This window comes from uncultured Ruegeria sp. (genome assembly GCF_947497005.1).
Lineage (GTDB): Bacteria > Pseudomonadota > Alphaproteobacteria > Rhodobacterales > Rhodobacteraceae > Ruegeria.
Window position 1 is genome coordinate 313,535 of record NZ_CANMFF010000001.1, and the last position, 24,194, is coordinate 337,728.

General features: G+C 59.0%; 23 protein-coding genes. 7 read left to right on the forward strand and 16 right to left on the reverse strand.

Going from position 1 to position 24,194, the window contains the following annotated elements; all coding sequences use genetic code 11:
* Window positions 1-7: 7 nt before the first annotated feature.
* Window positions 8-262, reverse strand: a complete 255-nt coding sequence (locus Q0816_RS01565) for a BolA family transcriptional regulator (RefSeq protein ID WP_298846802.1) — start codon at window positions 260-262, stop codon at window positions 8-10.
* Window positions 263-369: 107 nt separating this feature from the next.
* On the opposite strand from Q0816_RS01565, the gene Q0816_RS01570 reads away from it, so the two are divergent.
* A complete protein-coding gene (locus tag Q0816_RS01570) occupies window positions 370-996 on the forward strand; it encodes a J domain-containing protein (protein ID WP_298846804.1) in 627 nt (208 codons plus the stop codon).
* Window positions 997-1,138: 142 nt separating this feature from the next.
* Window positions 1,139-1,693, forward strand: coding sequence for a hypothetical protein (locus Q0816_RS01575; RefSeq protein ID WP_298846806.1), 555 nt, complete (start codon window positions 1,139-1,141; stop codon window positions 1,691-1,693).
* A 145-nt stretch (window positions 1,694-1,838) separates the two neighbouring features.
* On the opposite strand, the gene Q0816_RS01580 is transcribed toward Q0816_RS01575, so the two are convergent.
* Window positions 1,839-2,741 carry a Hint domain-containing protein gene (locus tag Q0816_RS01580; RefSeq protein ID WP_298846809.1) on the reverse strand — a complete coding sequence of 301 codons (903 nt, stop codon included), beginning with the start codon at window positions 2,739-2,741 and terminating at the stop codon, window positions 1,839-1,841.
* Window positions 2,742-3,193: 452 nt separating this feature from the next.
* Between Q0816_RS01580 and cobS the strand changes: the two genes are divergently transcribed.
* The 4 genes from cobS to Q0816_RS01600 all read left to right on the forward strand — a co-directional run bounded on the left by cobS (window position 3,194) and on the right by Q0816_RS01600 (window position 8,531).
* The gene (gene cobS, locus Q0816_RS01585) at window positions 3,194-4,180 is read left to right on the forward strand and encodes a cobaltochelatase subunit CobS (RefSeq protein WP_298846813.1); all 987 of its coding nucleotides are present in this window, start codon (window positions 3,194-3,196) and stop codon (window positions 4,178-4,180) included.
* A gap of 125 nt (window positions 4,181-4,305) precedes the next feature.
* On the forward strand, window positions 4,306-6,183 hold the full coding sequence (gene cobT, locus Q0816_RS01590; protein WP_298846816.1) for a cobaltochelatase subunit CobT: 1,878 nt from the start codon (window positions 4,306-4,308) through the stop codon (window positions 6,181-6,183).
* Between the two features lie 152 nt (window positions 6,184-6,335).
* Window positions 6,336-8,126 (forward strand): aminopeptidase P family protein, encoded by a 1,791-nt coding sequence (locus Q0816_RS01595; RefSeq protein WP_298846818.1) that lies wholly within the window; start codon window positions 6,336-6,338, stop codon window positions 8,124-8,126.
* A gap of 63 nt (window positions 8,127-8,189) precedes the next feature.
* Complete coding sequence (locus Q0816_RS01600) at window positions 8,190-8,531, forward strand: DUF427 domain-containing protein (RefSeq protein ID WP_298846821.1); 342 nt, start codon at window positions 8,190-8,192, stop codon at window positions 8,529-8,531.
* 139 nt (window positions 8,532-8,670) lie between these two features.
* Here the strand turns inward: Q0816_RS01600 and Q0816_RS01605 are convergent, their stop codons facing one another.
* A complete protein-coding gene (locus Q0816_RS01605) occupies window positions 8,671-9,594 on the reverse strand; it encodes a DMT family transporter (RefSeq protein WP_298846824.1) in 924 nt (307 codons plus the stop codon).
* A gap of 152 nt (window positions 9,595-9,746) precedes the next feature.
* On the opposite strand from Q0816_RS01605, the gene Q0816_RS01610 reads away from it, so the two are divergent.
* Entirely contained in the window at window positions 9,747-11,114 is a 1,368-nt protein-coding gene (locus Q0816_RS01610) for a DUF3179 domain-containing protein (protein WP_298846826.1), read from the forward strand.
* Between the two features lie 3 nt (window positions 11,115-11,117).
* Here Q0816_RS01610 and Q0816_RS01615 read toward each other — a convergent pair whose 3' ends face one another.
* From Q0816_RS01615 to Q0816_RS01675, 13 genes are all read right to left on the reverse strand, one after another.
* On the reverse strand, window positions 11,118-12,803 hold the full coding sequence (locus Q0816_RS01615; RefSeq protein WP_298846829.1) for a chloride channel protein: 1,686 nt from the start codon (window positions 12,801-12,803) through the stop codon (window positions 11,118-11,120).
* 100 nt (window positions 12,804-12,903) lie between these two features.
* Window positions 12,904-14,553 carry a DNA repair protein RecN gene (recN, locus tag Q0816_RS01620; RefSeq protein WP_298846832.1) on the reverse strand — a complete coding sequence of 550 codons (1,650 nt, stop codon included), beginning with the start codon at window positions 14,551-14,553 and terminating at the stop codon, window positions 12,904-12,906.
* A 36-nt stretch (window positions 14,554-14,589) separates the two neighbouring features.
* The gene (locus tag Q0816_RS01625) at window positions 14,590-15,453 is read right to left on the reverse strand and encodes an outer membrane protein assembly factor BamD (protein WP_298846834.1); all 864 of its coding nucleotides are present in this window, start codon (window positions 15,451-15,453) and stop codon (window positions 14,590-14,592) included.
* A gap of 126 nt (window positions 15,454-15,579) precedes the next feature.
* Complete coding sequence (gene lpxC / locus Q0816_RS01630) at window positions 15,580-16,500, reverse strand: UDP-3-O-acyl-N-acetylglucosamine deacetylase (protein WP_298846840.1); 921 nt, start codon at window positions 16,498-16,500, stop codon at window positions 15,580-15,582.
* A 213-nt stretch (window positions 16,501-16,713) separates the two neighbouring features.
* Window positions 16,714-18,318: a cell division protein FtsZ gene (ftsZ, locus tag Q0816_RS01635; RefSeq protein WP_298846842.1), complete on the reverse strand. Its 1,605-nt coding sequence runs from the start codon at window positions 18,316-18,318 to the stop codon at window positions 16,714-16,716.
* Window positions 18,319-18,666: 348 nt separating this feature from the next.
* The gene (locus tag Q0816_RS01640) at window positions 18,667-19,086 is read right to left on the reverse strand and encodes a hypothetical protein (RefSeq protein ID WP_298846844.1); all 420 of its coding nucleotides are present in this window, start codon (window positions 19,084-19,086) and stop codon (window positions 18,667-18,669) included.
* Entirely contained in the window at window positions 19,073-20,407 is a 1,335-nt protein-coding gene (ftsA, locus tag Q0816_RS01645; protein ID WP_298847263.1) for a cell division protein FtsA, read from the reverse strand. The genes Q0816_RS01640 and ftsA overlap by 14 nt, the downstream gene beginning before the upstream one ends.
* 8 nt (window positions 20,408-20,415) lie before the next feature.
* Window positions 20,416-21,423, reverse strand: a complete 1,008-nt coding sequence (locus Q0816_RS01650; RefSeq protein ID WP_298846846.1) for a cell division protein FtsQ/DivIB — start codon at window positions 21,421-21,423, stop codon at window positions 20,416-20,418.
* Window positions 21,411-22,328, reverse strand: coding sequence for a D-alanine--D-alanine ligase (locus Q0816_RS01655; protein ID WP_298846849.1), 918 nt, complete (start codon window positions 22,326-22,328; stop codon window positions 21,411-21,413). Before Q0816_RS01655 ends, Q0816_RS01650 begins: the two co-directional genes overlap by 13 nt.
* 108 nt (window positions 22,329-22,436) lie before the next feature.
* Window positions 22,437-23,363: a UDP-N-acetylmuramate dehydrogenase gene (gene murB, locus Q0816_RS01660; protein ID WP_298846852.1), complete on the reverse strand. Its 927-nt coding sequence runs from the start codon at window positions 23,361-23,363 to the stop codon at window positions 22,437-22,439.
* Window positions 23,360-23,653: a hypothetical protein gene (locus Q0816_RS01665; protein WP_298846854.1), complete on the reverse strand. Its 294-nt coding sequence runs from the start codon at window positions 23,651-23,653 to the stop codon at window positions 23,360-23,362. Before Q0816_RS01665 ends, murB begins: the two co-directional genes overlap by 4 nt.
* A gap of 24 nt (window positions 23,654-23,677) precedes the next feature.
* Complete coding sequence (locus tag Q0816_RS01670; RefSeq protein ID WP_298846857.1) at window positions 23,678-23,944, reverse strand: DUF2484 family protein; 267 nt, start codon at window positions 23,942-23,944, stop codon at window positions 23,678-23,680.
* Entirely contained in the window at window positions 23,941-24,189 is a 249-nt protein-coding gene (locus Q0816_RS01675) for a DUF2484 family protein (protein ID WP_298846859.1), read from the reverse strand. Before Q0816_RS01675 ends, Q0816_RS01670 begins: the two co-directional genes overlap by 4 nt.
* Between the last annotated feature and the right edge of the window lie 5 nt (window positions 24,190-24,194).

Genomic DNA, 24,194 nt, shown 5'->3' on the forward strand with positions numbered 1-24,194 from the left:
CAAAAGCTCAGGTGCCGATATCTAACGCCAGCGCATGAATGCGGGGCACGATGTCGCCCAGCGCCTTGTGCACGGCGCGATGGCGGGCGACGCGGGACTGACCCTCGAAGGCGGCCGCGCGGATGCGGACGTTGAAGTGGCTCTCGCCGCCTTCCTGATAACCCGCGTGGCCGCGGTGGCTTTCGCTGTCATCGATCACGTCAAGCTCGCGCGGATTAAAGGCGGCTTGCAGGCAGGTTCGGATTTCGTCGGTCACGTTCATTTTTTCGCTCAACGGTAAAAATTTTTCCGCTCCCCTCTTCTACTTTTGGCTACTTAGACTAAACTGCTGCCTCCGAGTCGAAAAGATGCGTTCGTGAGGATGAGAGCATGGCGAAATCAGACCCCTTCGGATTCGATATGTCCGTTTCCACTTCCAAGAAGAAAAACCCGCGCGGGCGCCGGGGGATGTCGGGCGCGTCTGAAACCTCGGTCCGGATCTGCGATCATGAGGGCTGTGAGGAGGCCGGCAAGTTCCGCGCGCCCAAAGCGCCGGACGTGCTGGATGATTTCTTCTGGTTCTGCCAGCAGCATGTGCGCGAATATAACCAGAAATGGAATTTCTTCGACGGCACCACCGAGGCTGAGCTGAACGCACAGCGGTCGAAGGATAAGGTGTGGGAGCGCGAGACCAAGCCGATGGGCGACCCCGAGGCCCGCGCCTGGGCCCGTCTGGGGATCGAGGACCCGCATCAGGTGCTGGGCGCCAACAGCACCCAGAACAAAGGCCGTACCGGTGGTGGTGGCGGACGTCGCCTGCCGCCCACCGAGCGTCGTGCGATCGAGATTCTCGAAGCCAATGACAGCTGGACCAAGGCCGAGGTTCGCAAGGCATACAAGAAACTGATCAAAGTGCTTCACCCTGACATGAACGGTGGCGACCGTAGCCAGGAAGAGCAGCTGCAGGAAGTCGTCTGGGCCTGGGACCAGATCAAGGACAGCCGGAACTTCAAATAAGCTTGCCGCCCGGTGGCAGCCGGGTCTTTGGTCACGTGTTTACACAGTTTGGTCCGGGTGTGAGGATGCCCTATGGAAACCTGTTTGAATTCCCGCGATAGTGGTGGTGTTTTGAATCAGAGTTTTCCACGGAGCGACCGCTGTGCGAATTCCTTTCCTTCTGTTGCTTGTCTCACTATGCGGACTTGTCGCTGCTTATCTTTTTCCGACTGAACTGGATTGGCTGTTCCTTCTGGCCCTTTTGTGCGTATTGACCAGCACGATCCTTCTGATCCGAGCTTGGTTCGGGTGGCGCAAGGCCAACACATGGATCATCGTGGACGGCTCGAACGTCATGCACTGGAAAGACGGCAAGCCGGAATTGGGGACATTGCAGCACGTTCTTGCGTCCTTGAAGCAAGCTGGCTTCAAACCGGGCGTCGTGTTCGACGCGAATGTGGGGTATAAACTCGAAGGTCATTTCATGAGCGACCGGGTGCTGAGCCGCGCCCTGGGCTTGCGGGCCAAGCGGGTCATGGTCGCCCCCAAGGGCACGCCCGCAGACCCATTGATTTTGCAGGCAGCGCGGGACAGCAAGGCGCGCATCGTCACAAATGACAGGTTTCGGGATTGGGTAGACGAGTTTCCGGATGTGTTGAACGCGGATCGCCTCGTGAAAGGCGGCTTTCGCAAAGACCAGCTTTGGTTTTCGCTGTAGGCAAGCGACGGTCGATGCAAGGCAGAAACGCGCAAAGCCATGAAAATGGTGCTGCGTCCTGAAGTAGCCCATGGCAATCGATCCAAGAAAACACACTTGAAGGAACTTGCTGAGACAAAGGATCAGACCAGAGTCAGTTCGAATTTCAACTATTCGGATTTTTGTCCGGGTATGAGTTTCGCAAGGCAATTGCTTCCCGGCGCTTCAAGCAACTTAAGCGAGTTTGTTGCGACACTGCAGTGTCGTCACCCAAATCCGGGAATAGTGCGAGCAGCTCCATAACGTCTTCACGATGAAAAGACTTCAGCGCTGTGTCGCCCAGAAACAAGCTTTCACTGCGTAGACCCTGCGAGTGCAGTATCGCGTGTCGAGAGCAGGCAATGTGATAATAAGTGGTATCTTCACCCGTGAGCACCTGCTGAATTGCTCCGTCATTCACCAAATGGATTGCCGCAACAAAGACCCGATCCTGTCCGAACAACAACTCGGCACGCCAGCCTTCCAGCATGATCCGATGTTGCGGGGACACAAAAATATCTTGGTTGGGTTGACCCTTGCAAATCGCGTCGCGCCGAATGCGAACGGGTCTAAATTTAGGTTGCAGAACCAACGTTCTTGCACTCAGCACTTTCTTACCGATCCACAAAATCGGTAGTGTCTTCCCACCTGACACGCAAACTCTGTCACCGATCGCCAAGTTTTCAACCGGACGGGGACCGGCTTCGGTTTCAATCAGGGTTCCTGCTACAAAACAGGGCGGGTTGTTCGGATCAAGATCACCGGTTGTGATTTGCCAGTTTCCGGTTGTCATAGGCCCGGTGGGGTTATTGGTGTCCCAGGCATAGGTGGCAGTCCCGACCTGAATGAATTCACCAGATTCCCCGGTACCTTTGTAGTTACCTTGACCTAGGTATGTATAGGGTAGGAACGGACCACCGTTGATCGAAATTGTTTGACCTGAGACAATGGCTGGTTCGGTCCTGTTTTGTACGATCAAGTCGCCTTGCCCGCTTGTGTTGACCGTATGAAGCAGGACGTCAAACGACATACGTTGCGCCCACTAGATTGGCTGAACCCAAAGATAACCCGCAACGCTCGAGCTCCCTCCATCTATTGACCGCACAGAACAGCATAGACCTTACAACCTCGTAGAAACACCAAATCCACATTTAGAAGTCATGTTAATTCACCCAAGAAACATTTCAATATTAGCATCTTAATATTTGCATTTGAATGAGGTGCACAGGTTGCTGCAGGACTCTTGCCGAGCACTTCAGGGCTATGCTTAATCGGCCTCAAGTTTGTTTATGAGAGGCGCCATATCAGAGCGCGGGAAATCTTTCTGAAATGAATTGCACCACGCAGCGATAGGGCCAGTTTGAAAGAAAAACCTGCTCACCTTTCGACGCGCTTCGCTTTCCCTTGCCCTTGCCCGCAATATGTTGCACCACACACGGGTTCAAACCCGGCAAAGCGGGGCAAAGGATAAGGACAAGGCGCATGGCTGACGGATCGATCGATATCAACGCAAAACCTACCGAGGATGTCTCGGTCCGTGACGTGTTCGGCATTGACAGCGACATGGCGGTCAAAGGTTTCGCCGAGCGCAGCGACCGAGTGCCGGTGATCGATCATACCTACAAGTTCGATCCGGAAACCACGCTGGCGATTCTGGCGGGCTTTTCGCATAACCGTCGTGTGATGATTCAAGGGTATCACGGCACAGGTAAATCGACCCATATCGAACAGGTCGCGGCCCGTCTGAACTGGCCGGCCGTGCGCGTGAACCTCGACAGCCACATCAGCCGGATCGACCTGATCGGCAAAGATGCAATCAAACTGCGCGACGGCAAGCAGGTGACCGAATTCCACGAAGGCATCCTGCCCTGGGCGCTGCGCAACCCGGTCGCCATCGTGTTCGACGAATATGACGCAGGCCGCGCCGACGTGATGTTCGTGATCCAGCGCGTGCTGGAGCATGACGGCAAGCTGACCCTGCTGGACCAGAACGAGATCATCACACCGAACCCGAATTTCCGACTGTTTGCCACCGCAAACACTGTGGGTCTGGGTGACACGACCGGCCTTTATCACGGCACCCAACAGATCAACCAGGCGCAGATGGACCGCTGGTCGCTGGTCTCGACCCTGAACTACCTGAGCCACGATGCCGAGACGATGATCGTGCTGTCGAAGGCGCCGCATTACAACACCGCCGAAGGACGCAAGACCGTCAGCCAGATGGTCACTGTGGCCGACCTGACCCGGACCGCCTTCATGAATGGCGATCTGTCCACCGTCATGAGCCCGCGCACCGTAATCAACTGGGCGCAAAACGCCGAGATCTTCCGCGACGTGGGCTATGCCTTCCGGCTGTCCTTCCTGAACAAATGCGACGAGCTGGAACGTCAGACTGTGGCCGAGTTTTATCAGCGTTGCTTTGATGAAGAATTACCCGAGAGCGCCGCGAGTGCGAGCTTGGGGTAACCACCCGATTAATTGCGCCCGTTTCGGGCGCAATGCCTCCGGCGGAGGTATTTTTGGCCAGATGAAGGCGGGTCCGGTTTCCAAAGTAAATGAAACCGGGATCGCGTTAAGAAAGGCTTGGGAATATGGCACCGAAGAACGACAATCCTGCTGATCCGTTCAAAAAGGCTCTGGCCGAAGCCACCAAAGTCATGGCCGATGATCCGGAACTGAGCGTTTCGTACACGGTTGACCCTTCGGGCCTGTCGGGCGAGTCGATGCGGTTGCCGCAGGTCTCTCGCCGGATGACGCGCGAAGAGGTGCTGCTGGCGCGCGGCACGGCAGACGCTTTGGCGTTACAACGCAAGTATCATGACGATGCGACGCACAACCGCTATGCGCCTCCGGGTGATATGGCGCGGGATCTTTACGAGGCGATGGAGGTTGCGCGGTGCGAGGCGATGGGTGCGCGGGACATGCCCGGCACCGCCAGCAATATCGACGTCAAGATCGGGCATGAGGCGATCCGGCGCGGGTATGATCAGTGCAAACAGCCTGCCGATGCACCTTTGTCGGTGGCAGCCGGGTACCTGATCCGTCACCTCGCCACCGGGCGCGATCTGCCGCCTGCTGCCGAAAACGTCATGAATTTGTGGCGTGGATTTATCGAGGAACAGGCCGGTGGCGTGTTGGAAAACCTTGATGAAGTGCTCTCGAATCAAGCCGAATTCGCCAAGTTTGCCCGTCAGATGATTAAGGATCTGGGCTATGGCGACCAGCTGGGCGATGATCCCGATGAGCTGGACGACGAGCAGGACGATCAAGCCGAGGACGACGCCGAGGAACAGCCCGATCCCGACAGTACTGGTCAGGATGATCAGGACGAGCAGGATGCGGATGCGACCCCTGAGCAAACTCAGGAAGAGCAGCAGGATCAGTCTCAGGCCCAGGTCTCGATGGATGAGATGGCCGAGGATGAGATGGGCGATGAGGCAGAGATGCCAGACGGCGAAGCGCCGCTGGAACCACCTGCCCCGCCGCCAGCGTCCGAGGCTGACCCGGATTACAAGGTCTATCTGGACACCCATGACGAAGAGATCGCCGCCGAAGATCTGGCAGAACCTGCCGAGCTGGAACGCCTGCGGGCCTATCTGGATCAGCAGTTGGAGCCGCTGAAGGGGGCCGTGAGCCGTCTGGCCAACAAACTTCAACGCCGGTTGCAGGCGCAGCAAAACCGCAGTTGGGAGTTCGACCGGGAGGAAGGCATTCTGGACGCGGGACGATTGGCGCGTGTGGTGGCCAACCCGACCACACCGCTGAGCTTCAAGGTCGAGAAGGACACAGAGTTCCGCGATACTGTGGTTACGCTGCTGCTGGACAACTCTGGCTCGATGCGCGGGCGTCCGATCTCGATCGCAGCCATTTGCGCGGATGTTCTGGCGCGAACCCTGGAGCGGTGTAATGTGAAAGTCGAGATTCTGGGCTTTACCACCCGGGCGTGGAAAGGTGGTCAGGCGCGTGAGGCGTGGCTGAACGATGGTCGACCGCAACAACCCGGGCGTCTGAACGATCTGCGCCACATCATCTATAAAGGGGCCGATGCCCCGTGGCGACGGGCCCGGCCCAATCTGGGCCTGATGATGAAAGAGGGTCTGCTGAAAGAAAACATCGACGGTGAGGCGCTGGAATGGGCGCACCGGCGGATGCTGGCGCGGCGCGAGCAGCGCAAGATCCTGATGGTGATTTCGGATGGCGCGCCCGTGGATGATTCAACGTTGAGCGTGAACCCGGCCAACTATCTGGAAAAACATCTGCGCGACGTGATCGCAATGGTCGAGAAGCGCAAGATTGTCGAGCTGCTGGCCATCGGGATCGGCCACGACGTGACCCGGTATTATGACCGAGCCGTGACCATCACCGATGTAGAGCAACTGGCTGGTGCGATGACCGAGCAGTTGGCAGCCCTGTTCGACAGTGATCCGCGGGCGCGGGCACGGGTGATGGGAATGAGAAAGGCCAGCTGAAGCTGACCTTGCCTCCGGCGGGAGTATTTTCTGAAAAGGTAAAGTGCCAGGCGCTTCTGAGGTCTGGCCGGTTTCGGCGGAGTATTCCCGATCTGGACATTTTTTGAATTGCGCCTCAGGGTCTCGCACAAACGCTGTTGATGAGGCTGCCTATGTTCCAATCCTTCGAAGTGACTGCCCGCCCGGAACAGGGGCCACCGAGACTGGCCGAATTACGGGAACAGATGGCGCAGGAGGGGCTGGACGGGTTTCTGATTCCGCGCGCAGATGCGCATCAGGGCGAATATGTTGCGCCACGCGATGAGCGCCTGGCCTGGTTGACCGGGTTTACGGGGTCAGCCGGGTTTTGCGCGGCCTTGCGCGACGTAGCGGGGGTTTTTATCGACGGGCGGTATCGCACTCAGGTCAAGGCACAGGTTGCAAAAGAATTCACCCCCGTTCCCTGGCCTGAGGTCAGCCTGAGCACTTGGCTGAAAGAGCAGTTGCCCAATGGGGGCAAGATCGGGTTCGATCCATGGCTGCATGCGACGGGGCAGATTTCCAGCGCCGTGGAAGATCTGGAAGGATCGGGCATCGATCTGGTGCGGTGCGAAAACCTTGTGGACAGGGTCTGGGCAGATCAGCCCGCCCCACCGATGAACCCCGTCAAGGCACATCCGATTGAGTTTGCGGGGGAAAGTGCAGACAGCAAGATTGCCCGCTTGGCCGAAAACCTTCGGCAGGCCAGACACACGGCAGCTGTGATCACCCTGCCGGATTCGATCATGTGGCTGTTGAATATCCGAGGATCGGACATTGCGTACAACCCGGTGGCTCATGGCTTTGCGATCCTGCACGCAGGTGGTCAGGTTGATCTGTTCATGGCGGCGGCGAAACTGGCGGGGGTAAGGGATTATCTGAGCCCTCAGGTAACTCTACACGAGCCGCAGGCACTGCTGGACGCGGTTGCGGCTTTGGGCGGGTTGGTACAAGTGGACGTGGGTACGGTGCCTCAGATCGTGGCGGACGCTCTGGACGATGCAATGACCGACGGAGGTGACCCCTGCGCCTTGCCCAAGGCCTGTAAGAACGCGGCTGAAATTGCGGGCAGCGCCGAGGCGCATTTACGCGATGCGGTGGCGGTCATCGATACCTTGTGCTGGCTGGACAAACAGGCCACGGGCAGCATCACCGAAATGCAGGTTGTCACGCGGCTGGAAGAAAACCGTCGCAAGGGGGATGCGCTGCAGGATATTTCGTTCGACACTATCGCCGGGACGGGTCCGAACGGTGCGATCATGCATTATCGCGTGACTGAAGAGACCGACAGCCTGTTGGAAAATGGTCATATTCTGGTACTGGACAGTGGCGGGCAATATCTGGACGGCACCACTGACATCACGCGGACCATTGCCATCGGCGAAGTCGGCGCGGAGGAAAAAACCTGCTTTACCCGTGTACTGAAGGGCATGATTGCCATGTCGATGCTGCGTTGGCCTACGGGCCTTGCCGGGCGTGACATCGAATGCGTGGCCCGCACGCCGCTTTGGTCGGCAGGGCAGGATTTCAATCATGGGGTCGGACATGGGGTCGGAGCTTATCTGAGTGTGCATGAAGGGCCGCAACGCCTGTCGAAGGTCAGTCATGTGCCGCTGCAACCCGGCATGATCCTGTCGAACGAGCCGGGTTATTACCGCGAAGGCGCCTTTGGCATCCGCATCGAAAACCTTGTCGTGGTGGAAGAGGCCCCGTCTCTGCCCGGCGGCGATACCGAACGTGCGATGTTGAACTGGCGCACCCTGACTTTCGTGCCGATTGACCGCAGGCTGATCGTGACCGATATGTTGACGGCTGGCGAACGCGACTGGCTGAACGCTTATCACTGTGACGTTGCAAAAAATATCCGCCCGAGGCTGGGACATGACGCGCAATTGTGGTTGGATGCCGCAACTGCGCCGATCTGACACCAGTCTGTTACATGGAACGGGCAGACGAGAGGCCTGAATACGACGACGGAAGGAACAGGAATGACTGAGATCACGATCCAAAAAGCGCCGGGTAAATGGAGTGTCCGCTCGGGCGGGGCGATTCTGGGCGAAACGAATAACGCGCTGGAACTGCATGAAGGCGACAAGGATCCGGTGATCTATTTCCCACGCAGCGATATTGCGATGGCGTTTCTGGATCAGACCGACAAGGTGACCCACTGCCCCGGCAAGGGCGATGCGACGCATTTTTCCATCGTCAACAAGTCATCCACAACCGAAAATGCGGTGTGGAGCTATGAAGATCCAATCCCGACCGTGGCCGAGATCAAGGGCCATCTGGCGTTTTACCCGGTAGAGTCGGTGAAAGTGGAACAGATCTGAGTGCGCATCACCTCATCTTGCAGGGCGTTCAAGCGGGCCGACTGGCCCGTTTTTTTTGCCAAGTGCAGATCCGGACGATCGGTTTTCGCGCAGGTGTATAATGCCTGGCTTACGGGGGCCGCGTTTCGTGCAATCTTACCTATTTGGGGTCTTTCGCAATCACGGTACTCACAGTGCGTGTTGTCCTGCTTCTGGTGATTGCAATCGCGCCTAAGACCAAGGCACAGGCCAGGGTCTGAGATAGCGTGATCGCCTCATCAAAAGCAAAGAACCCAACGGCAAACATAGTCGGCAATTCAATGCTACCGATGATTGCGGTTTGAGACGCGCCGATCAGCGGCGAACAGATCGTGTAAATCAGCTGTGGCACAAGCGCCGTGACCAGCCCTATGCCGATGATCAATATCCAGTCGGACTGCCCTTTGGGAAGCAAACTGGCGACATCGGCGTTCAGCATCAATGGCAAGAGCCCAAGAATCGATCCCAGGGAAATGGATGCAATGCGTGCAAGCGGGGCAATGCGGGACAGCCTGTGGACCAGGACACATATGCCAAAACCAAAGCCAAATGGCGCTGCCAGAGACATTAACAATGTCGGTACATGCCGGAGTGGAACGGATGCAGGCGAACCGGCTATGACTGCCGCCAGCGCAATGACGGCCGCGGCCAGCACGGCGCGCCTGGTTGGTGCATCGGAGAACAAGGCCCAGGCAATGATCAATGTGAAAACCGGATAGGTCATATAGAGCACGCCGACGGTTGAGGCGGGTAATGTTTCGAGCGCGGTCACATATCCAATCCAGCCAAGACCCATCACCACACCAGCTGACAGACCCCAACATATTTCGCGCCATGCGTGACGGTGCATGATGAGAACGGGCAGCAGCAAAACGGCCGCGACGATGTAGCGATAGAAGGCGACTGCATAAGGTGCGACGCCTTGCTCGGTCAGCCCCCGGCTGAAATAGGGAACCAGTCCGAAACAGATTGACGCAAACAAAACACCAGCGACCGCAAACGCATAAGAAACAACCTTTTTTGTCTGAGGTGTCGTCGTCGCCATCCACAAGTGCTAACACGGGTTCGCGCATATTAGAGCAGAGATTCATCGAGCAGACACTTGGTTGCGCCGTCTTTTTCCCACCTCACGCAGCTGTGGCATGCAAGTGAGCGGCAATTGCGGCACACTTCCTCTGGGTATCACCGGGGGTTTCCATGTCGATTTCACGTCGCGGTTTTGCAGGAATGATCGGGGCTGGCGCACTTGCACCCGGTGCTTTGTGGGCACAGCAGGATCCGATTCTGGAGGCGTTGCGCAGCACACTGAACGGGCGCCGGACCGAGTTTGAAGCGCAGATGGTCTATCTCAAAGATCGCGGCCAGCCGGATGTCGTGGCCGGGTTGCTGACTGCGATGCGCTATGCCGACCGTCGGCGGAATGAGATCATCGAAGTGATGGAGGCTCTGACCGGGCAGCGTCACGGCAATGACTGGTTCGAATGGATGCTGTGGCAAGAACGGAACCCCCAGATTGCCCCCCACCCGTCGTTGATCCCGTTCAAGCGGGAGGTTCTGGTGGGGATCGACCCGAATTTCGATGTGTTTCTGCGGTCTGAGTATCTGCAGCGCGACAGGATGAAGATCCGGTTGGAGGAGATCACGTGGGGCGGTGTGCACAAGGATGGCATTCCGTCTCTGGACAACCCGACCCTGATCTCTGCTTCGAATGCGGGATACCTGAAGGGTGATGATCTGGTCTTTGGTGTCGCCATCAACGGCGACGAGCGCGCCTATCCGCTTCGGATCATGGGTTGGCATGAGATGTTCAACGAGGTGATTGGCGGTGTGCCCGTGGCGCTGGCTTATTGCACGCTCTGCGGGTCGGGCATCCTGTTTGAAACGCAAATAGCCGGGCGTCGGAAACCTCTGGTCTTCGGCTCGCCCGGGTTCCTGTATCGCTCGAACAAACTGATGTTCGACCGTGAAACGCATTCGCTGTGGAACCAGTATACCGGCAAGCCTGTTGTGGGACCTCTGGTGGATAGCGGCATCAAGCTGAAGCAGCGCCCGGTGGTGATCACGACATGGGACAGCTGGCAGACCTCGCACCCCAAGACCCGTGTTTTGTCGGTGAACACGGGGCATCGGCGCAATTATGGGTCCGGCGTTGTCTATCGGGATTATTTCGCCTCAGGCGAGTTGATGTTCCCGGCAGTCGTGGATCAGTCCCGCCATCGGCAGAAGGATTACATATTTGCCGTGCGCCAGTTTGGCGCCGCACGCGCTTGGCCGCTGGATGAGTTCAAGGGCAAGCCGGTTATCAATGACGCAATTGGTCAGACGCCTCTGGTTCTGATCGGCGATCCCAAGGAGCGCAGCGTGCGGGCCTATGAGCGGAAAGGCCACCAGTTCAGGGCCACGCAAAGCGGGTTGCAGGATGGGTCGGGGAAAGGCTGGACCGTTACCGAAGAGGCATTGATCGGGCCGGATGGTGCGCGTTTGCCGCGGGTCGCCGGACATATCTCTTACTGGTTTGCGTGGGACAATTACTTGGGCGACGCAGCCAGCGTATATGGCCGGTGAAACTCAGGAATGTTCTTCGGCAGCCGTCGCCGCCAGTGCCCTGTTATAGGCCTTGAGCGCATCGACGTGATAGAGCGCACCAACAGGTGTCTCAGATCCATCCTCTTCCAAAATGACAACCGGGATGCAGGGGATGTCGTCGCGGTCGAAATAAGGCATTGCGGCTTCCAGCGTGGCGCTGGCCTGAATGCACAAGCCCTGTTCGATCAGTCCCTGCGCCTCTTCCTTGGTGATTGAACGCGGATCCCCAATGGGACGCATCACCGCCCCGGCGCGCAGCATGGCCAATAGATAAGCCTGCGGTCCGGCAGCCAGATGGACATCACGCCGCTCCAGTTGGGTCAGGAAGAACGACCGATCCACAAGACGTGAGGCCAGTGCTGTGGACATCGACACGGAGGCCATCACCGCGATGCCGATCTGCCAATCCCCGGTCAGTTCAAAGACGATCAGAGTGGTCGAGATCGGCGCGCCCAACACCGCCGCGGCCACAGCACCCATTCCGGCAAAGGCATAGAGCGTGTGCGTGCCCGACACATCCGGCAGCAACCCGGTGGCGATCAGGCCAAAGGCCAGCCCGGTCAGCGCCCCGACCATCAGCGAGGGAGAAAACACGCCGCCACCCATGCGCCCGCCCATCGTGATGGCGACGGCAACCGTTTTGGTTACCGCAAACAGGACAGCTGTTGTCAGTACCAGATCACCGGTCAAAGCGCGGATGGTCGTCTCGTACCCGACACCAATGATATGCGGGAACCAGATCGCCATCAGCCCCAGCATCGCCCCGGACACCGCCGGGCGCAGCCAGCCCGGAATGGACAGGCGGTTCTGAATATGGCTGCCAATATCCTCGGCAAAGAAGATCGACCGCATCAGCAGCAGGGCGACAAAGCCACAGATCAGGCCGAGGATCAGGAAAGCTGGCAGTTCGACGTAGAATTGCAGCGATCCCGGTGTCTCCAGCGTGAATTCGGTGACATCGCCATATTCCAGACGGTTGATCACCGTTCCGGCGACCGAAGCGATGACGATTGGCGCGAAGGCATGCACGGCGAAATGGCGCAGCACAACCTCGAGCGCGAACAAGGCCCCGGCGATGGGTGCGTTGAAGCTGGCCGATACGGCGGCAGCGACCGCACAACCCAGCAGGTCTCGGCCCGTGATCCCGTCCGCGTGAATTCGGTTGCTGACCCATGTGGATATGACCCCGGCCATGTGCACCACGGGGCCTTCGCGGCCCGTTGACCCACCCGAACTGAGCGTGATCAATGAGGCGAAGAACGAGGCGATGCCCGCCTTGACCTCGACCCGCCCGTCGGTGATGGCCGAGCCTTCGATCACATCGGCAACCGACCGGACGCGACCGTCATTGGTGAACCTGTTCAGGATCACACCCACGATCAGCCCGCCAATAATAGGGATGATCAGAACCATGAACCACGGCAGCATTTCCGCGTGGCTGTGCAGCAGCAGGATGTCATCGGTATCGTAAAGATAGGCCTGCAGCGCGCGGATGGCTTTGCGGAACCCCAAAGCCATGAACCCTGCTGCGATCCCAATGGCCAATGCGATGAACCAGAACTGAATCTGGCTTGGCCCCCGGCGCAGCATCACCCGCCACGCATCCTTGATCGCGGCCAGAGCCTGATTGAACTGGTTGCGCAGAACGGTGCGGGTCGATTGGGTCATTGGCCCTCGGCGATCATCTCTTGATCCTTAGTAAGCCACGGAGCGCCCATATAAAAGTGAGATAGCGACAGTGTGAGCACCAATTCACGCCATTGGCGCGTCAGGCTTGCAGCAGCGCCCGGGCAGCGGCGCGGGCTTCTTCGGTGATGGTATCACCTGCGACCATGCGCGCGATCTCGTCCACCCGGTCCAGCTCGGCCAGAGGTACGACGGAGGACAGGGTTTGCCCGTTCGTTACCTGTTTTTGCACCCGCCAGTGATGCGCCGCCCGCGCGGCGACTTGCGGGGAATGGGTGACAACCAGAACCTGCCCGCCCTGCGCCAGCGATGCGAGCCTGCGCCCGACCGCATCGGCAGTTGCGCCACCGACGCCGCGATCAATCTCATCAAAGATCATCGTCCGGGCACTGTCATCACCTGACAAGCAGACCTTTAGGGCCAGCAGGAAGCGGCTGAGTTCACCCCCTGATGCGATCTTGTTCAGCGGCCCTGACGGAGCACCGGGGTTGGTGGCCACGGTGAACGCCACGGCGTCGGTCCCGTCAGGGCCCGGTTCGGACGGGGTGAGTTCGGTCTGAAACACGGCGCGTTCCATCTTGAGCGGGGCGAGTTCGGCCATGACGGCCGCATCAAGCTGCCCGGCGGCCGCCTTGCGGGCCGCGCTGAGATCGGCGGCTGCGGCATCATACGCCTGCTGTGCCGCGTCCACGGCTGCGCGTCTGTCTGCCAGATCGGCATCACCCGCTTCCAGCCGGTTCAACCGGTCGCGCAGGGTGTCGGCAAACGTGCCCAGATCGTCCGGAGCCACATCATGTTTGCGGGACTGCGCGCGGATGGCGAAAAGGCGTTCTTCGGCATGCTCCAGTTCTGTCGGATTGAAGTCCAGCGCCTGAAGGCAGGCATTCACGCCATCCTGTGCTTCGCCCAGTTCGATCATGGCGCGACCAAGCGCGGCGATCGGGCTTTCCAGCTGGCCACCCGCGTTGTCAGAAACGCCTTCCAGCCAGCGGATGGCGTCGGACATGGCCCCCTCGGCCCCGTCTCCGGACAACAGGGCAAAGGCGCGCGCGACATCGTCACGGATGCGCTCGGCCCCTTGCATCATGCGTCGGCGGGCATCCAGTTCGGCATCTTCGCCGGGTTGTGGGTCAAGCTGATCCAGTTCGGCAACCGCGTGGCGCAGGAATTCTTCTTCACTGCGGACGGCGGCCAATGCAGCTTCGGTCTCGGCCAGTGCTTTGCGCGTGCACGACATTTCGGTCCAGGCTGATCGTACTCCAGCCAGATGGTCTGATACCCCTGCAAACTCGTCCAGCATCGCACGATGACCACGTGGGTTCAGCAGCCCGCGATCGTCATGTTGGCCGTGCAATTCGATCAGAGTCTCAGAGAGCGCCCGCAGCACTTCGCCCGAACATCGGCGATCATTGACCCAAGCGGTCTTGCGCCCCTCGGCAGTGTTGACACGACGCAGGATCAGTTCCTCGCCGCCCGGAAGGCCAGCTTCGGCCAAAACCGCGTGGGCGGGATGGTCGGCGGTGAGTTCGAACTCGGCAACAACCTCGCCCTGCGCAGCGCCCTGCCGTACCAGTTCAGCCCGGCCGCGCCAGCCCAGCACGAAGCCCAGCGAATCCAGAAGGATCGATTTGCCCGCCCCGGTTTCACCGGTCAATGCGTTCAAGCCCGGCTGAAAACTCAGTTCAAGCCGGTCAATGATCAGCATATCGCGGATATCAAGGGCGCGCAGCATCAGGTCTTCAGCGTCCCGGACCAGAGGCCATGGCGATTACAACCATTCACCTTTGATGGTCTGACGATAGATCGTGTTGAGCCAGTTGTTGCCACGGCTCTTGAGTTTCAGCCCGCGCGAGGTCAGCAACTTATAGGCATCGTCATACCATTCCGTGGACTGATAGTTATATCCAAGGATTGCCCCCGCAGACTGCGCTTCGTCCAGCAGGCCGAGGGACAGATAGGCCTCGACCAGACGATACAGCGCTTCGGCGGTGTGGGACGTGGTCTGGAAGTCTTCGACCACAACGCGGAACCGGTTGATCGCCGCGATATAATGATCCTGACGCAGGTAATAGCGTCCAATTTCCATTTCCTTGCCCGCCAGATGATCGAAGGCCAGATCAAATTTCAAAACCGCCGAAGTGGCGTATTCGCTGTCGGGATAGACCTCGATCACGGTGCGCAGGGATTGCAGTGCCTGGAAGGTCAGGCCCTGATCGCGACCGACTTCATCAATCTGATCATAATAGCTTAGTGCCAGCAGATACTGCGCATAAGCCGCGTCTTCATCCGTGGGGTAGAAGTCGATATAGCGCTGCGCAGCCGCACGGCTTTCTTCATAGTTCTGGTCCGCATGGAACGAAAACGCCTGCATGATCAGCGCACGTTTGGCCCAGTCAGAATAGGGATACAGACGTTCGACTTCCGAGAAATACCACGCCGCATCATCCGACCGATTCTGCGACAGTTCGTATTCACCACGGGTGTAGATCTGTTCCGGCGTAAACCCTTCAAGGTTCTGGTCCCGGTCTGCGCCTTTGTTACCAAAAAGGCCGCCCCCGTTACCGCACGCCGCCAAAACTGCTGTCAGAAGAACCGCGCCTGCGAATCTGACTGCCGCTTTGCTGCCAACCATACCGCCCATCCTTGTCGTCTTGCTTAATGGGGTTTGCCCCGAATTGAGCCATGGTCTAGCACAGAAAATTCCGGTGCAAAACGCCTTATGCAACTTCTGGCGCAAATGTCGTCAGAGTTGATCAGATCAGGCGACTTCGGGAATTTCGTTTACGACCAGCCCCTGCCCCGGCAGGCGCGCGGCCTGTTCCGGCGTACACAGAATCGGACGCACCGCACCCGGCGTTTCGAACAGATTGCGCAACAAAGTGTTGGTCAGAGAATGACCCGACTTGTCGCCCGTGAAGTGGCCCAAAATCGGTCCACCCGCCAGATATAGATCGCCCAGAGCGTCCAGCATCTTGTGGCGCACGGCTTCGTCCGTGCGGCGGAACCCGCCGGGCGTCAGAACGTCGCTGCCTTGAACGACCACAGCATTTTCAAGTGTACCACCCAGTGCCAGCCCATTTTCCCGCATCGCTTCGACATCCGTGCGACGGCAGAAGGTCCGGCAATCACTGAGCTCGCGCGCGAACGATCCGTTGCGCATATCCAGCGTTTTGGTTTGGTTGCCGATGGCGCTGTCTTCGAAGTTGATGTGGAAATCAATGATCAGTCCGTTCGCCGGTGCGATGCTTGCGCTTGCGCCTTCGCGCAATGCGGTGACAGGCTTCAACACCTCATAGGCCAGAACCGGGCTGGCCTGACGGCGTACGCCTTTGGCCATGATGCCCCGCACGAATTCAATCGAGGACCCGTCCATGATCGGAACTTCGGGACCGTCGATCTCGATCAGTGCGTTATGTACGCCGCAACCCGCCAAGGCAGCCATGATATGTTCGATGGTGGAAACCGAGACACCGGCATCATTCACCAGACGTGTGCAGAGCGGGGTCCGTTCGACCACGTGATAGATGGCAGGGATCATCGCATCGCCCAGATGAATATCCGTCCGCTTGAACCAGATCCCATGACCAGCCGCCGCCGGTTTCAGGACCATGGTCGCCGGTTTGCCGCTGTGCAGTCCGACACCATTAAACCTAACCGGAGATTTGAGCGTATGTTGCAAAATGGGCCTCGGTGAGTGATGTCCAGCCTTCTGAGGCTGTGTTGGACACTCAGTTAAGGAAGCCCGCGTCAAGGCTCAACTCACTCTTTGCAACCGATTGAAACATGTATGTGACAGATCGGCAAAACCCTGCTTACATGCCTGTAAGCTGCTGTTAACAAAAAATTAAGGGCCGCCAAAAGACGGCCCTTCGAGTGGATTTTGTTACCGTGATCAGTTGGCCTGACGGCGCAGGAAGGCCGGAATTTCGATGCGGTCCTGGTCCGCATCGGCCTCATCCTGCATCGGTGCCGTAGCTTCGGACTGGCGCAGAACGGGTTGCTGACGGGCTGGTTGCGCCGGTGTATCCGGGGCGTGACCTGTCATCCGATCGATCAGACGATTGAAGCCAAAACGCGAGCGTTCTTCGGGTTCCGACTGTGAAACAGCCTCGTGTTGGCGAGGCGCGGCCGGACGTTGCGGTGCCGAAGGAACCTTCTGAACAGCTGCCTGCAGACGCTGCAGAGCTTCGGGCGACGGGGTACCAGCGGAATGTCCGCGCGGTGCCGCATATGCTTCGGGTGCTGGCTCGACATGTTCGGGTTGCGGTTCGAATTCTGCCACACGCGGCTGGTAGGCTGGCGGCGGCAGGCCGTCATCCTCACGCGCGTCACGCGGTTGGAACTGCGTCTGTGAAGGCTCTTCGGTAGCCTCGAACAGCGACGGCTCGCGGATCTCTTCCGGCTGCGGTGCAGGCTCTACCATTTCCGCTGCGACCGGTGCTTCTTCCTGAACATGCTCTTCCGCCGAAACGGTGCGGGTCAGCGGTTCCGACATGGAGCGGCGTGCCACCGGGACATCTGCTGTTTTCTCGGTAGCGTCGATGCCGGTCGCAACAACCGATACACGCATACCACCTTCCATGACTGTATCCAGCGTCGAGCCGACGATGATGTTCGCCTCAGGATCCACTTCTTCGCGGATGCGGTTGGCGGCTTCGTCCAGTTCGAACAAGGTCAGGTCGTGTGAGCCGGTGATGTTGATCAGAACGCCTTTGGCGCCCTTGAGGCTGATTTCGTCCAGCAACGGGTTGGCGATGGCTTTTTCCGCCGCCTGGATGGCGCGGTCTTCGCCGGTTGCTTCGCCGGTACCCATCATCGCCTTGCCCATTTCGTCCATCACGGCGCGAACATCGGCAAAGTCGAGGTTGATCAGGCCCGGACGCACCATCAGGTCGGTCACGCCCTTGACGCCTTGATACAGAACGTCGTCAGCCATCGAGAACGCCTCGGTGAAGGTGGTCTTTTCGTTGGCCAGACGGAACAAGTTCTGGTTCGGGATGATGATCAGCGTGTCGACGACTTGCTGCAATGCTTCAACGCCGTCTTCGGCTTGCCGCATCCGCTTGGCACCTTCGAACTGGAAAGGCTTGGTGACAACACCGACGGTCAGAACACCCAGCTCACGGGCGGCCTGTGCGATGATCGGTGCCGCACCTGTACCGGTACCGCCGCCCATGCCAGCAGTGATGAAGCACATATGCGCGCCGGCGAGGTGATCCACGATCTGTTCTATGCTTTCTTCCGCGGCGGCTGCACCCACGGTCGGACGGGCCCCCGCCCCCAGACCTTCGGTGACTTTCACACCCAGCTGCACACGCGCTGAGGACTGGCTTTGCTGCAAAGCCTGCGCGTCCGTATTGGCGACCACAAAATCAACGCCGTCCAATTGTTTTTCAATCATGTTGTTGACCGCGTTTCCGCCTGCACCGCCAACGCCAAATACTGTAATCCGAGGCTTCAGTTCGTCCTGCCCGGGCATCGAAAGATTCAATGTCATGCTCTGTCCGCCTGTATTTATGTCCCGCCAAAGCGGTGTTTTTCTTACCTATCCATGTATGATTCTAGCGGCCTGATGCGAAAAGGTCACGTCAAAAATCGCGTTTTCCCACAAAATATGGAGGAAATAAGGCACCAACCGGCGGCATTTCGCAGGCTCTGCCAGATATAGCGAAAACATCGACGACCACCACAAGACAACCAACATGAACGCGAAGACTCACCCGTTCATCACGCTCTGATCGACTATCAACTACATTGCGGAAAACTGCTCAGGTCCTGCCGCGAGGCCTCTGCCGGGCCTTGTGGATATCTTGAGGGATAAATCGAATCGCTGCAACCGGATTTTTCAGCTGGTCGGAGCATTTGGACAGTTTAGGCTGACTTCTGTGATGCTACGCACTTCTTGTATTTCGCCCTCCGCGAAAGAGGCGAGTCGCACCATCAGGCGGTCTTCGTGCAAAAAAGGCCACCAGCAGACAGGCATACCATCAGGGTCATTGTCATAGAGAAAGCAAATCTGCCCGTTGGGGGTGGTAATCTGCCCATAGACGCAACTCTGCCCCTCTTCCCGCCAGACCGAAACACGGCGGCTCAGGAACTGCTCGGTCCCAACCAGGCCGCCGCTGCGAATCTCATAGAATGTGAGCGTTTTTCCGACAGCAGCATCCAGAAACGCCTCAGGCGTGATAATGGTCTGGGCAAAGGCCCAGCCCGGCAGCAGGGCCGCGCATAGAGCGACCCGGAGCAGGTGTCTACCAATTGTCACGGAACCACCGAACGGCGCGCTTGAACGGGCGCGCGGCATACGTATCGACCGGAATCTCGAAGTCCCACCATTCATCCTGCGGATTGGCCGCGAACAGGCTGAGACCGACCGCGGACGAGAACCCCGGCCCGGTGGCCGATTGCGGCAGGCCGTGCACGCGCAGCGGGCGACCCAGGCGCACGCGCTGCCCCAGAATACGAGTGGCGAGGCCATCCAGCCCCATGATCTGGCTGCCACCGCCGGTCAGCACGATCTGCTGGCTTGGCATATGTTCGAACCCAGCGGCGTCCAACCGCACGCGAACCTCTTCAAGGATTTCTTCGACGCGCGGGCGCATAATGCCGATCAGTTCGGCACGGCTGACGGTGCGACGGTCATGTTCCCAGTCGCCTGTATCACCACCGATATCGATCATGTCACGATCATCTGCACCTGTCGCATGAACACCGCCGTTGAAGGTCTTGATCCGTTCGGCCACAGCCGCTGGCACGCCCAGCCCCATCGAGATATCGGACGTCACGTGATCGCCACCCATACCGACGCAGTCAGCGTAGATCATGTGTTTCTTCATGAAGATCGACACGCTGGTCGTGCCTCCGCCCATGTCGATACAGGCCGCGCCCAGTTCCTGTTCATCCTCGACCAGTGCCGAGATGCCCGAGACATAGGCCGAGTTCGCGATGCCTGCCAGTTCCAGATCGCAGCGCTTTATGCAGCGTACGATGTTCTGGATCGCCATCGCATCGGCGGTCAGCATATGCATATCGACCGCAAGGCTTTGGCCCATCTGGCCGCGCGGATCGATCAGGCCCGATCGGTTGTCCAGTGCGAAATTCACCGGTTGCGCGTGCAGCACCTCGCGCCCGTCGCCATAATCCGGCACGTCGCAAGCGTTCAGAACACGGCCGACTTCGGCCTCGGTTACAAGCTGACCGTCCAGATCCACCTGTGCGTCCAACCCGTATGAACGCGGGTTCGCCCCTGAAAAACAGGCAATCACATGATCGACGCGGATATCGGCCATCTTCTGTGCAGCCTGAAGCGCAGTGCGGATGGCGCGTTCGGTTTCCTGCATGGCGGTGACTTCGCCAAACTGCACACCGCGCGACCGGGTGGTCGCCGCGCCGATGACACGGAACCCCGTCTGCCCCGCCATTGAACCGATGGTGCTATCCTCACTCAGCCGACCCGTCCCGTCAAAGCGCAGGACGAGGCAGGCTATTTTCGAGCTGCCCACATCCAGAATTGCGATCACACCGCGTTGCAAAGCCTGCCGCCGCATCTGACGCATGGCGCGTTGGGACTGATAAAGATCGGTCATCATGGTCGTTACTGCCCGTTACTCACTGTCACTTTTGTGTTCCACCAGTCTTCGCTGGCGGCTTTGGTCATTCGGATGGTGGGGCGCTGCCCGAGGCGCATGTCCACCACGGCCACGTCGCGTTCCAGAAGGTCCTGCACCTCATTCACTGCAAGCACACGTTCCAGCGCACGCACCGGACGGTCGGTCGGCAGCATGATGCGCTGACCGCGGTCCAGCACCAGATCCCAGCGTCGTTCACCAACGCGCACCAACCCACGCACGCGATTGCCCAGGCTGCGCGACGTTTGAAGAAGTTCCAGCGCTTGACCCACGTGATCATTTGCGCCTGTTCCCGCGATCAGCGGCAGGTCGGCATGAACCTTGCGCGAGATGGTTTCCTTGACATGCGCGCCAGTCTCATCAAGCAGTTCGAGCCCGTCACGCGTCCGCCAGACAATCACCGGCTGACGCTCGACCACGTCCACCTGCAGGATGCCGCCGGGACGGATTCTGACAGTTGCGGATTTCACAGGATCCAGACCGGTGATCGTGTCACGCATCTGTTCAACATCCAGATCCCAGGAGCTGATCGGGAAATCCAAAGGTACAATTTCGCGGATATCCTCGGACAGGCTGGTACCGGCCCCATCGATGGCCATCAGGTTGACCATGAATTCAGGGCGCTCCTGAATCGAAGTGCGCACATCTGCGATGTATGCCCCGAGTGCATCGCGACGGTCCTGAGAGGCAAAGAATAAGCCAACCGCAGCGGCGATGGCGCAAATCGGCAGACCGACCTTGACGCCCAGACGAATGCCTGGCGTCAGCATCCAGCGCTGAAGCCTGTAGCTGAGACGCGACGGCGCTGGGTCGCTGCGCCGGGCGGTGCGAGAAAACACCCGCGCCCCACGCAAACGCAGAAGCGGTTGGGTCTCGTGCGGTTCGGTGTCCGCCGAGGCGAAATCCGCATCCGGCCCCAAAACGGGCTTGGCACGATGGATTTCCAGCGAACGACTGGCGGTCAGCGGTCGCATGAGGCGTCCTCCACCATCCAGGCGCAAAGCTGTCCGAACGTCATATCCAGATGGGCGGCCTGTTCCGGGGCCAGCGAGGTGGGCGTCATGCCGGGCTGGGTGTTGGTCTCCAGCAGAATCAGACCATCGGCACCCATGCTGTCATCCCAGCGGAAATCGGTGCGGCTGACGCCTTTACAACCCAAGACATCATGCGCGCGCACAGCGTAATCCATGCAGCGATCGAAGATATCTTGCGGGACGTCGGCAGGCAGCACGTGCCACGACCCGCCGGGTTTGTACTTGGCGTCGTAATCATACCAACCATCGTCGGTCATGATCTCAGTCACGGTCAGGGCGCGGTCGCCCACCACGGTCACGGTCAGTTCGCGCCCCGCCACGTATTTTTCGACCATGATCTGATCGGGCATATCTCCGGACAGCTGCGGCGGGCCGTTGGCGTTTTCATGCACGATATAGATGCCAACACTGGAGCCTTCGTTGTTCGGCTTGGCCACGTAGGGCGGCTCCATCACGTGGGCTTCGATCACCGCCGTTTTTGGAACGATCACACTGGGAACAACGGGCAGCCCTACGGCCTGATACACTTCCTTGCTACGCTGTTTGTCCATCGCCAGAGCCGAGGCCAGCACGCCGGAATGCGTATAGGGAATGCGCACCCATTCCAGCAGCCCCTGCACACAGCCATCCTCGCCCCAGCGGCCATGCAGGGCGTTGAAAACCACATCCGGCTTGATGTCCAATAGGCGCGCATAGAGGTCGGGACCCGCGTCCAGCTCGACCACTTCGAAACCTTCTCCCACAAGAGCGGCTGCGCATTCGCGCCCAGAGCTGAGAGACACCTCGCGTTCCGCCGAGGGGCCACCCATCAATACCGCCACTTTGGGGTTTGTCCTGCTCGACATACCCAACGTGCGCCTCAATGTCCCCGGACCTTATATGGTGGTCCGTACTGCGTTTATGCCTTTGATCCGTCGCCTATATTTGCCTGTTATGGTCTGACGGATGGGGCTTTATTCTTTCAACGGATCACCGACCCGCATGATTTCCCACTCTAGCGTGATGCCGCTTGTTTCGTAAACCTTTTTTCGCACTTCCTCGCCCAGACCTTCGAGGTCGGCAGCAGTGGCCGCGCCGGTATTGATCAGGAAATTCGAATGTTTCGGGCTCATCTGCGCACCGCCAAGCGTCGCGCCACGCATCCCGGCGTCATCAATCACCTTCCACGCCTTGAAATCATGCACGTCATCCGCCTGACCCGTTGAGGAAAATCCGGCCGGATTGCGGAAAGTCGACCCCGCGCTGCGGTCTTTGGTCGGCTGGGTTTCGTCACGTTTCCTGAGCTGAGCCTCCATTTGGGCATGGAGGTCTTCGGGATTGCCTGAGGGACCCTCGAACGTTGCCGAGATCAGCACCGCACCTTCGGGCAGGTCTGTCTGGCGGTAGCGAAAGTTCAAATCTTCGGGCGTCAGCTCCACAACCTCACCCTGCCGGTTGACGATTGTGGCCTTGCGCAGAACATCTGCCGTATAGCTTCCATAGCACCCCGCATTCATCCGCACTGCGCCACCGATCGAGCCCGGAATAGTACGCAGAAAGGTCAAATCCACACCGGCGTTCGCCGCTTTGCGCGCCACATGCGCATCCAGCGCTGCAGCTCCTGCCGTAACGATACTGCCCTCAACCGAGATCGTATTGAACCCGCGCCCCAATCGGATCACGACGGCCCGCAGGCCGCCGTCCCGGACAATCAGGTTCGAGCCGACACCCATCGGAAAGATAGGGATGTCCGCGGGCAATTCCCGCAGAAACGACTGCAGGTCATCGATATCGGCGGGCTGGAACAGGTAATCAGCCGGGCCGCCGACACGAAGCCATGTGAAGTCAGAGAGGGTACGCGCCTGAGACAAGCGACCACGGGGAGCGGGAAGCGTTGTCATGCGTCTGCGCGCACCGCCAGACTGCGCCCACCAACGCCACCCATGATCGCGGCAAAGAGGAAGGGAAGTACTCCGGCGGTCAGCCAAACGAGCGGGCCGAAGGCTTGTTCTTCTTCGCCTGTTCCAATACCGGCCAGAACGACAATCAACGCCAACCCGACCGCTGATGCCAGCCCGATAAGCCACAACAGGCCGCGCAGGCCCAACCAACGGCCTGCCGTGAAACCGGCAGCGGCCCCGAGAAGGAAAGAAAAAATAGGCAGATAGGCAAATGTAGCGACCGACGCCATGGCGGATCTCCTGAACTTGGCCGGTTATTCGTCAGCCGCCTTCATGCCCTGCATTTTCGTCTTTGTCCAACGGGTCAGATAAATCACAGGCCAGCGCAGCACGGACATGCCCATGGCCAGCACCAGCAAGCCAATCCACGGGCCGTTCTGGAAGGTAACGTACCCCAGGATCGGAATGCCCACGGCGATCAGGATATAGGCACGAGTCCAGTGGTTGTCTTTGCTTGGGATCATTGCCAGCAGATTCGCAGCAACCCCCCAGAGGCCGGCAAGGGCGATGGACCAGTTCATTCCATGACCTCCCTCCGCACCCATTTCCGCCAGTAGAACCGGATGGGGTTGCGGAACATCGAAACGAACCCGCCGAAGGCAAAAACCGACCAGAACCTGCCGTGGTCATAGCCCAGCCAGACGATCAGAATCGGCGCACAGATTAACAGGGCCACGCCGGGCGGGAATTGCAGGCGCATCGGCAAGAACGCCACAATCGTGGCGCAGATCACCCAGAGTGCGGCAAAGATCATCGAATAGTCCATCTGCC

Coding starts and splice junctions, on each gene's coding strand:
- Q0816_RS01565 (WP_298846802.1), bottom strand. CDS start 262: ATGAACGTGACCGACGAAATCCGAACCTGCCTGCAAGCCGCCTTTAAT.
- Q0816_RS01570 (WP_298846804.1), top strand. CDS start 370: ATGGCGAAATCAGACCCCTTCGGATTCGATATGTCCGTTTCCACTTCC.
- Q0816_RS01580 (WP_298846809.1), bottom strand. CDS start 2,741: ATGTCGTTTGACGTCCTGCTTCATACGGTCAACACAAGCGGGCAAGGC.
- cobS (WP_298846813.1), top strand. CDS start 3,194: ATGGCTGACGGATCGATCGATATCAACGCAAAACCTACCGAGGATGTC.
- cobT (WP_298846816.1), top strand. CDS start 4,306: ATGGCACCGAAGAACGACAATCCTGCTGATCCGTTCAAAAAGGCTCTG.
- Q0816_RS01595 (WP_298846818.1), top strand. CDS start 6,336: ATGTTCCAATCCTTCGAAGTGACTGCCCGCCCGGAACAGGGGCCACCG.
- Q0816_RS01600 (WP_298846821.1), top strand. CDS start 8,190: ATGACTGAGATCACGATCCAAAAAGCGCCGGGTAAATGGAGTGTCCGC.
- Q0816_RS01605 (WP_298846824.1), bottom strand. CDS start 9,594: ATGGCGACGACGACACCTCAGACAAAAAAGGTTGTTTCTTATGCGTTT.
- Q0816_RS01610 (WP_298846826.1), top strand. CDS start 9,747: ATGTCGATTTCACGTCGCGGTTTTGCAGGAATGATCGGGGCTGGCGCA.
- Q0816_RS01615 (WP_298846829.1), bottom strand. CDS start 12,803: ATGACCCAATCGACCCGCACCGTTCTGCGCAACCAGTTCAATCAGGCT.
- recN (WP_298846832.1), bottom strand. CDS start 14,553: ATGCTGCGCGCCCTTGATATCCGCGATATGCTGATCATTGACCGGCTT.
- Q0816_RS01625 (WP_298846834.1), bottom strand. CDS start 15,453: ATGGTTGGCAGCAAAGCGGCAGTCAGATTCGCAGGCGCGGTTCTTCTG.
- ftsZ (WP_298846842.1), bottom strand. CDS start 18,318: ATGACATTGAATCTTTCGATGCCCGGGCAGGACGAACTGAAGCCTCGG.
- ftsA (WP_298847263.1), bottom strand. CDS start 20,407: ATGACCGATCTTTATCAGTCCCAACGCGCCATGCGTCAGATGCGGCGG.
- Q0816_RS01650 (WP_298846846.1), bottom strand. CDS start 21,423: ATGCGACCGCTGACCGCCAGTCGTTCGCTGGAAATCCATCGTGCCAAG.
- Q0816_RS01655 (WP_298846849.1), bottom strand. CDS start 22,328: ATGTCGAGCAGGACAAACCCCAAAGTGGCGGTATTGATGGGTGGCCCC.
- murB (WP_298846852.1), bottom strand. CDS start 23,363: ATGACAACGCTTCCCGCTCCCCGTGGTCGCTTGTCTCAGGCGCGTACC.
- Q0816_RS01665 (WP_298846854.1), bottom strand. CDS start 23,653: ATGGCGTCGGTCGCTACATTTGCCTATCTGCCTATTTTTTCTTTCCTT.
- Q0816_RS01670 (WP_298846857.1), bottom strand. CDS start 23,944: ATGAACTGGTCCATCGCCCTTGCCGGCCTCTGGGGGGTTGCTGCGAAT.
- Q0816_RS01675 (WP_298846859.1), bottom strand. CDS start 24,189: ATGGACTATTCGATGATCTTTGCCGCACTCTGGGTGATCTGCGCCACG.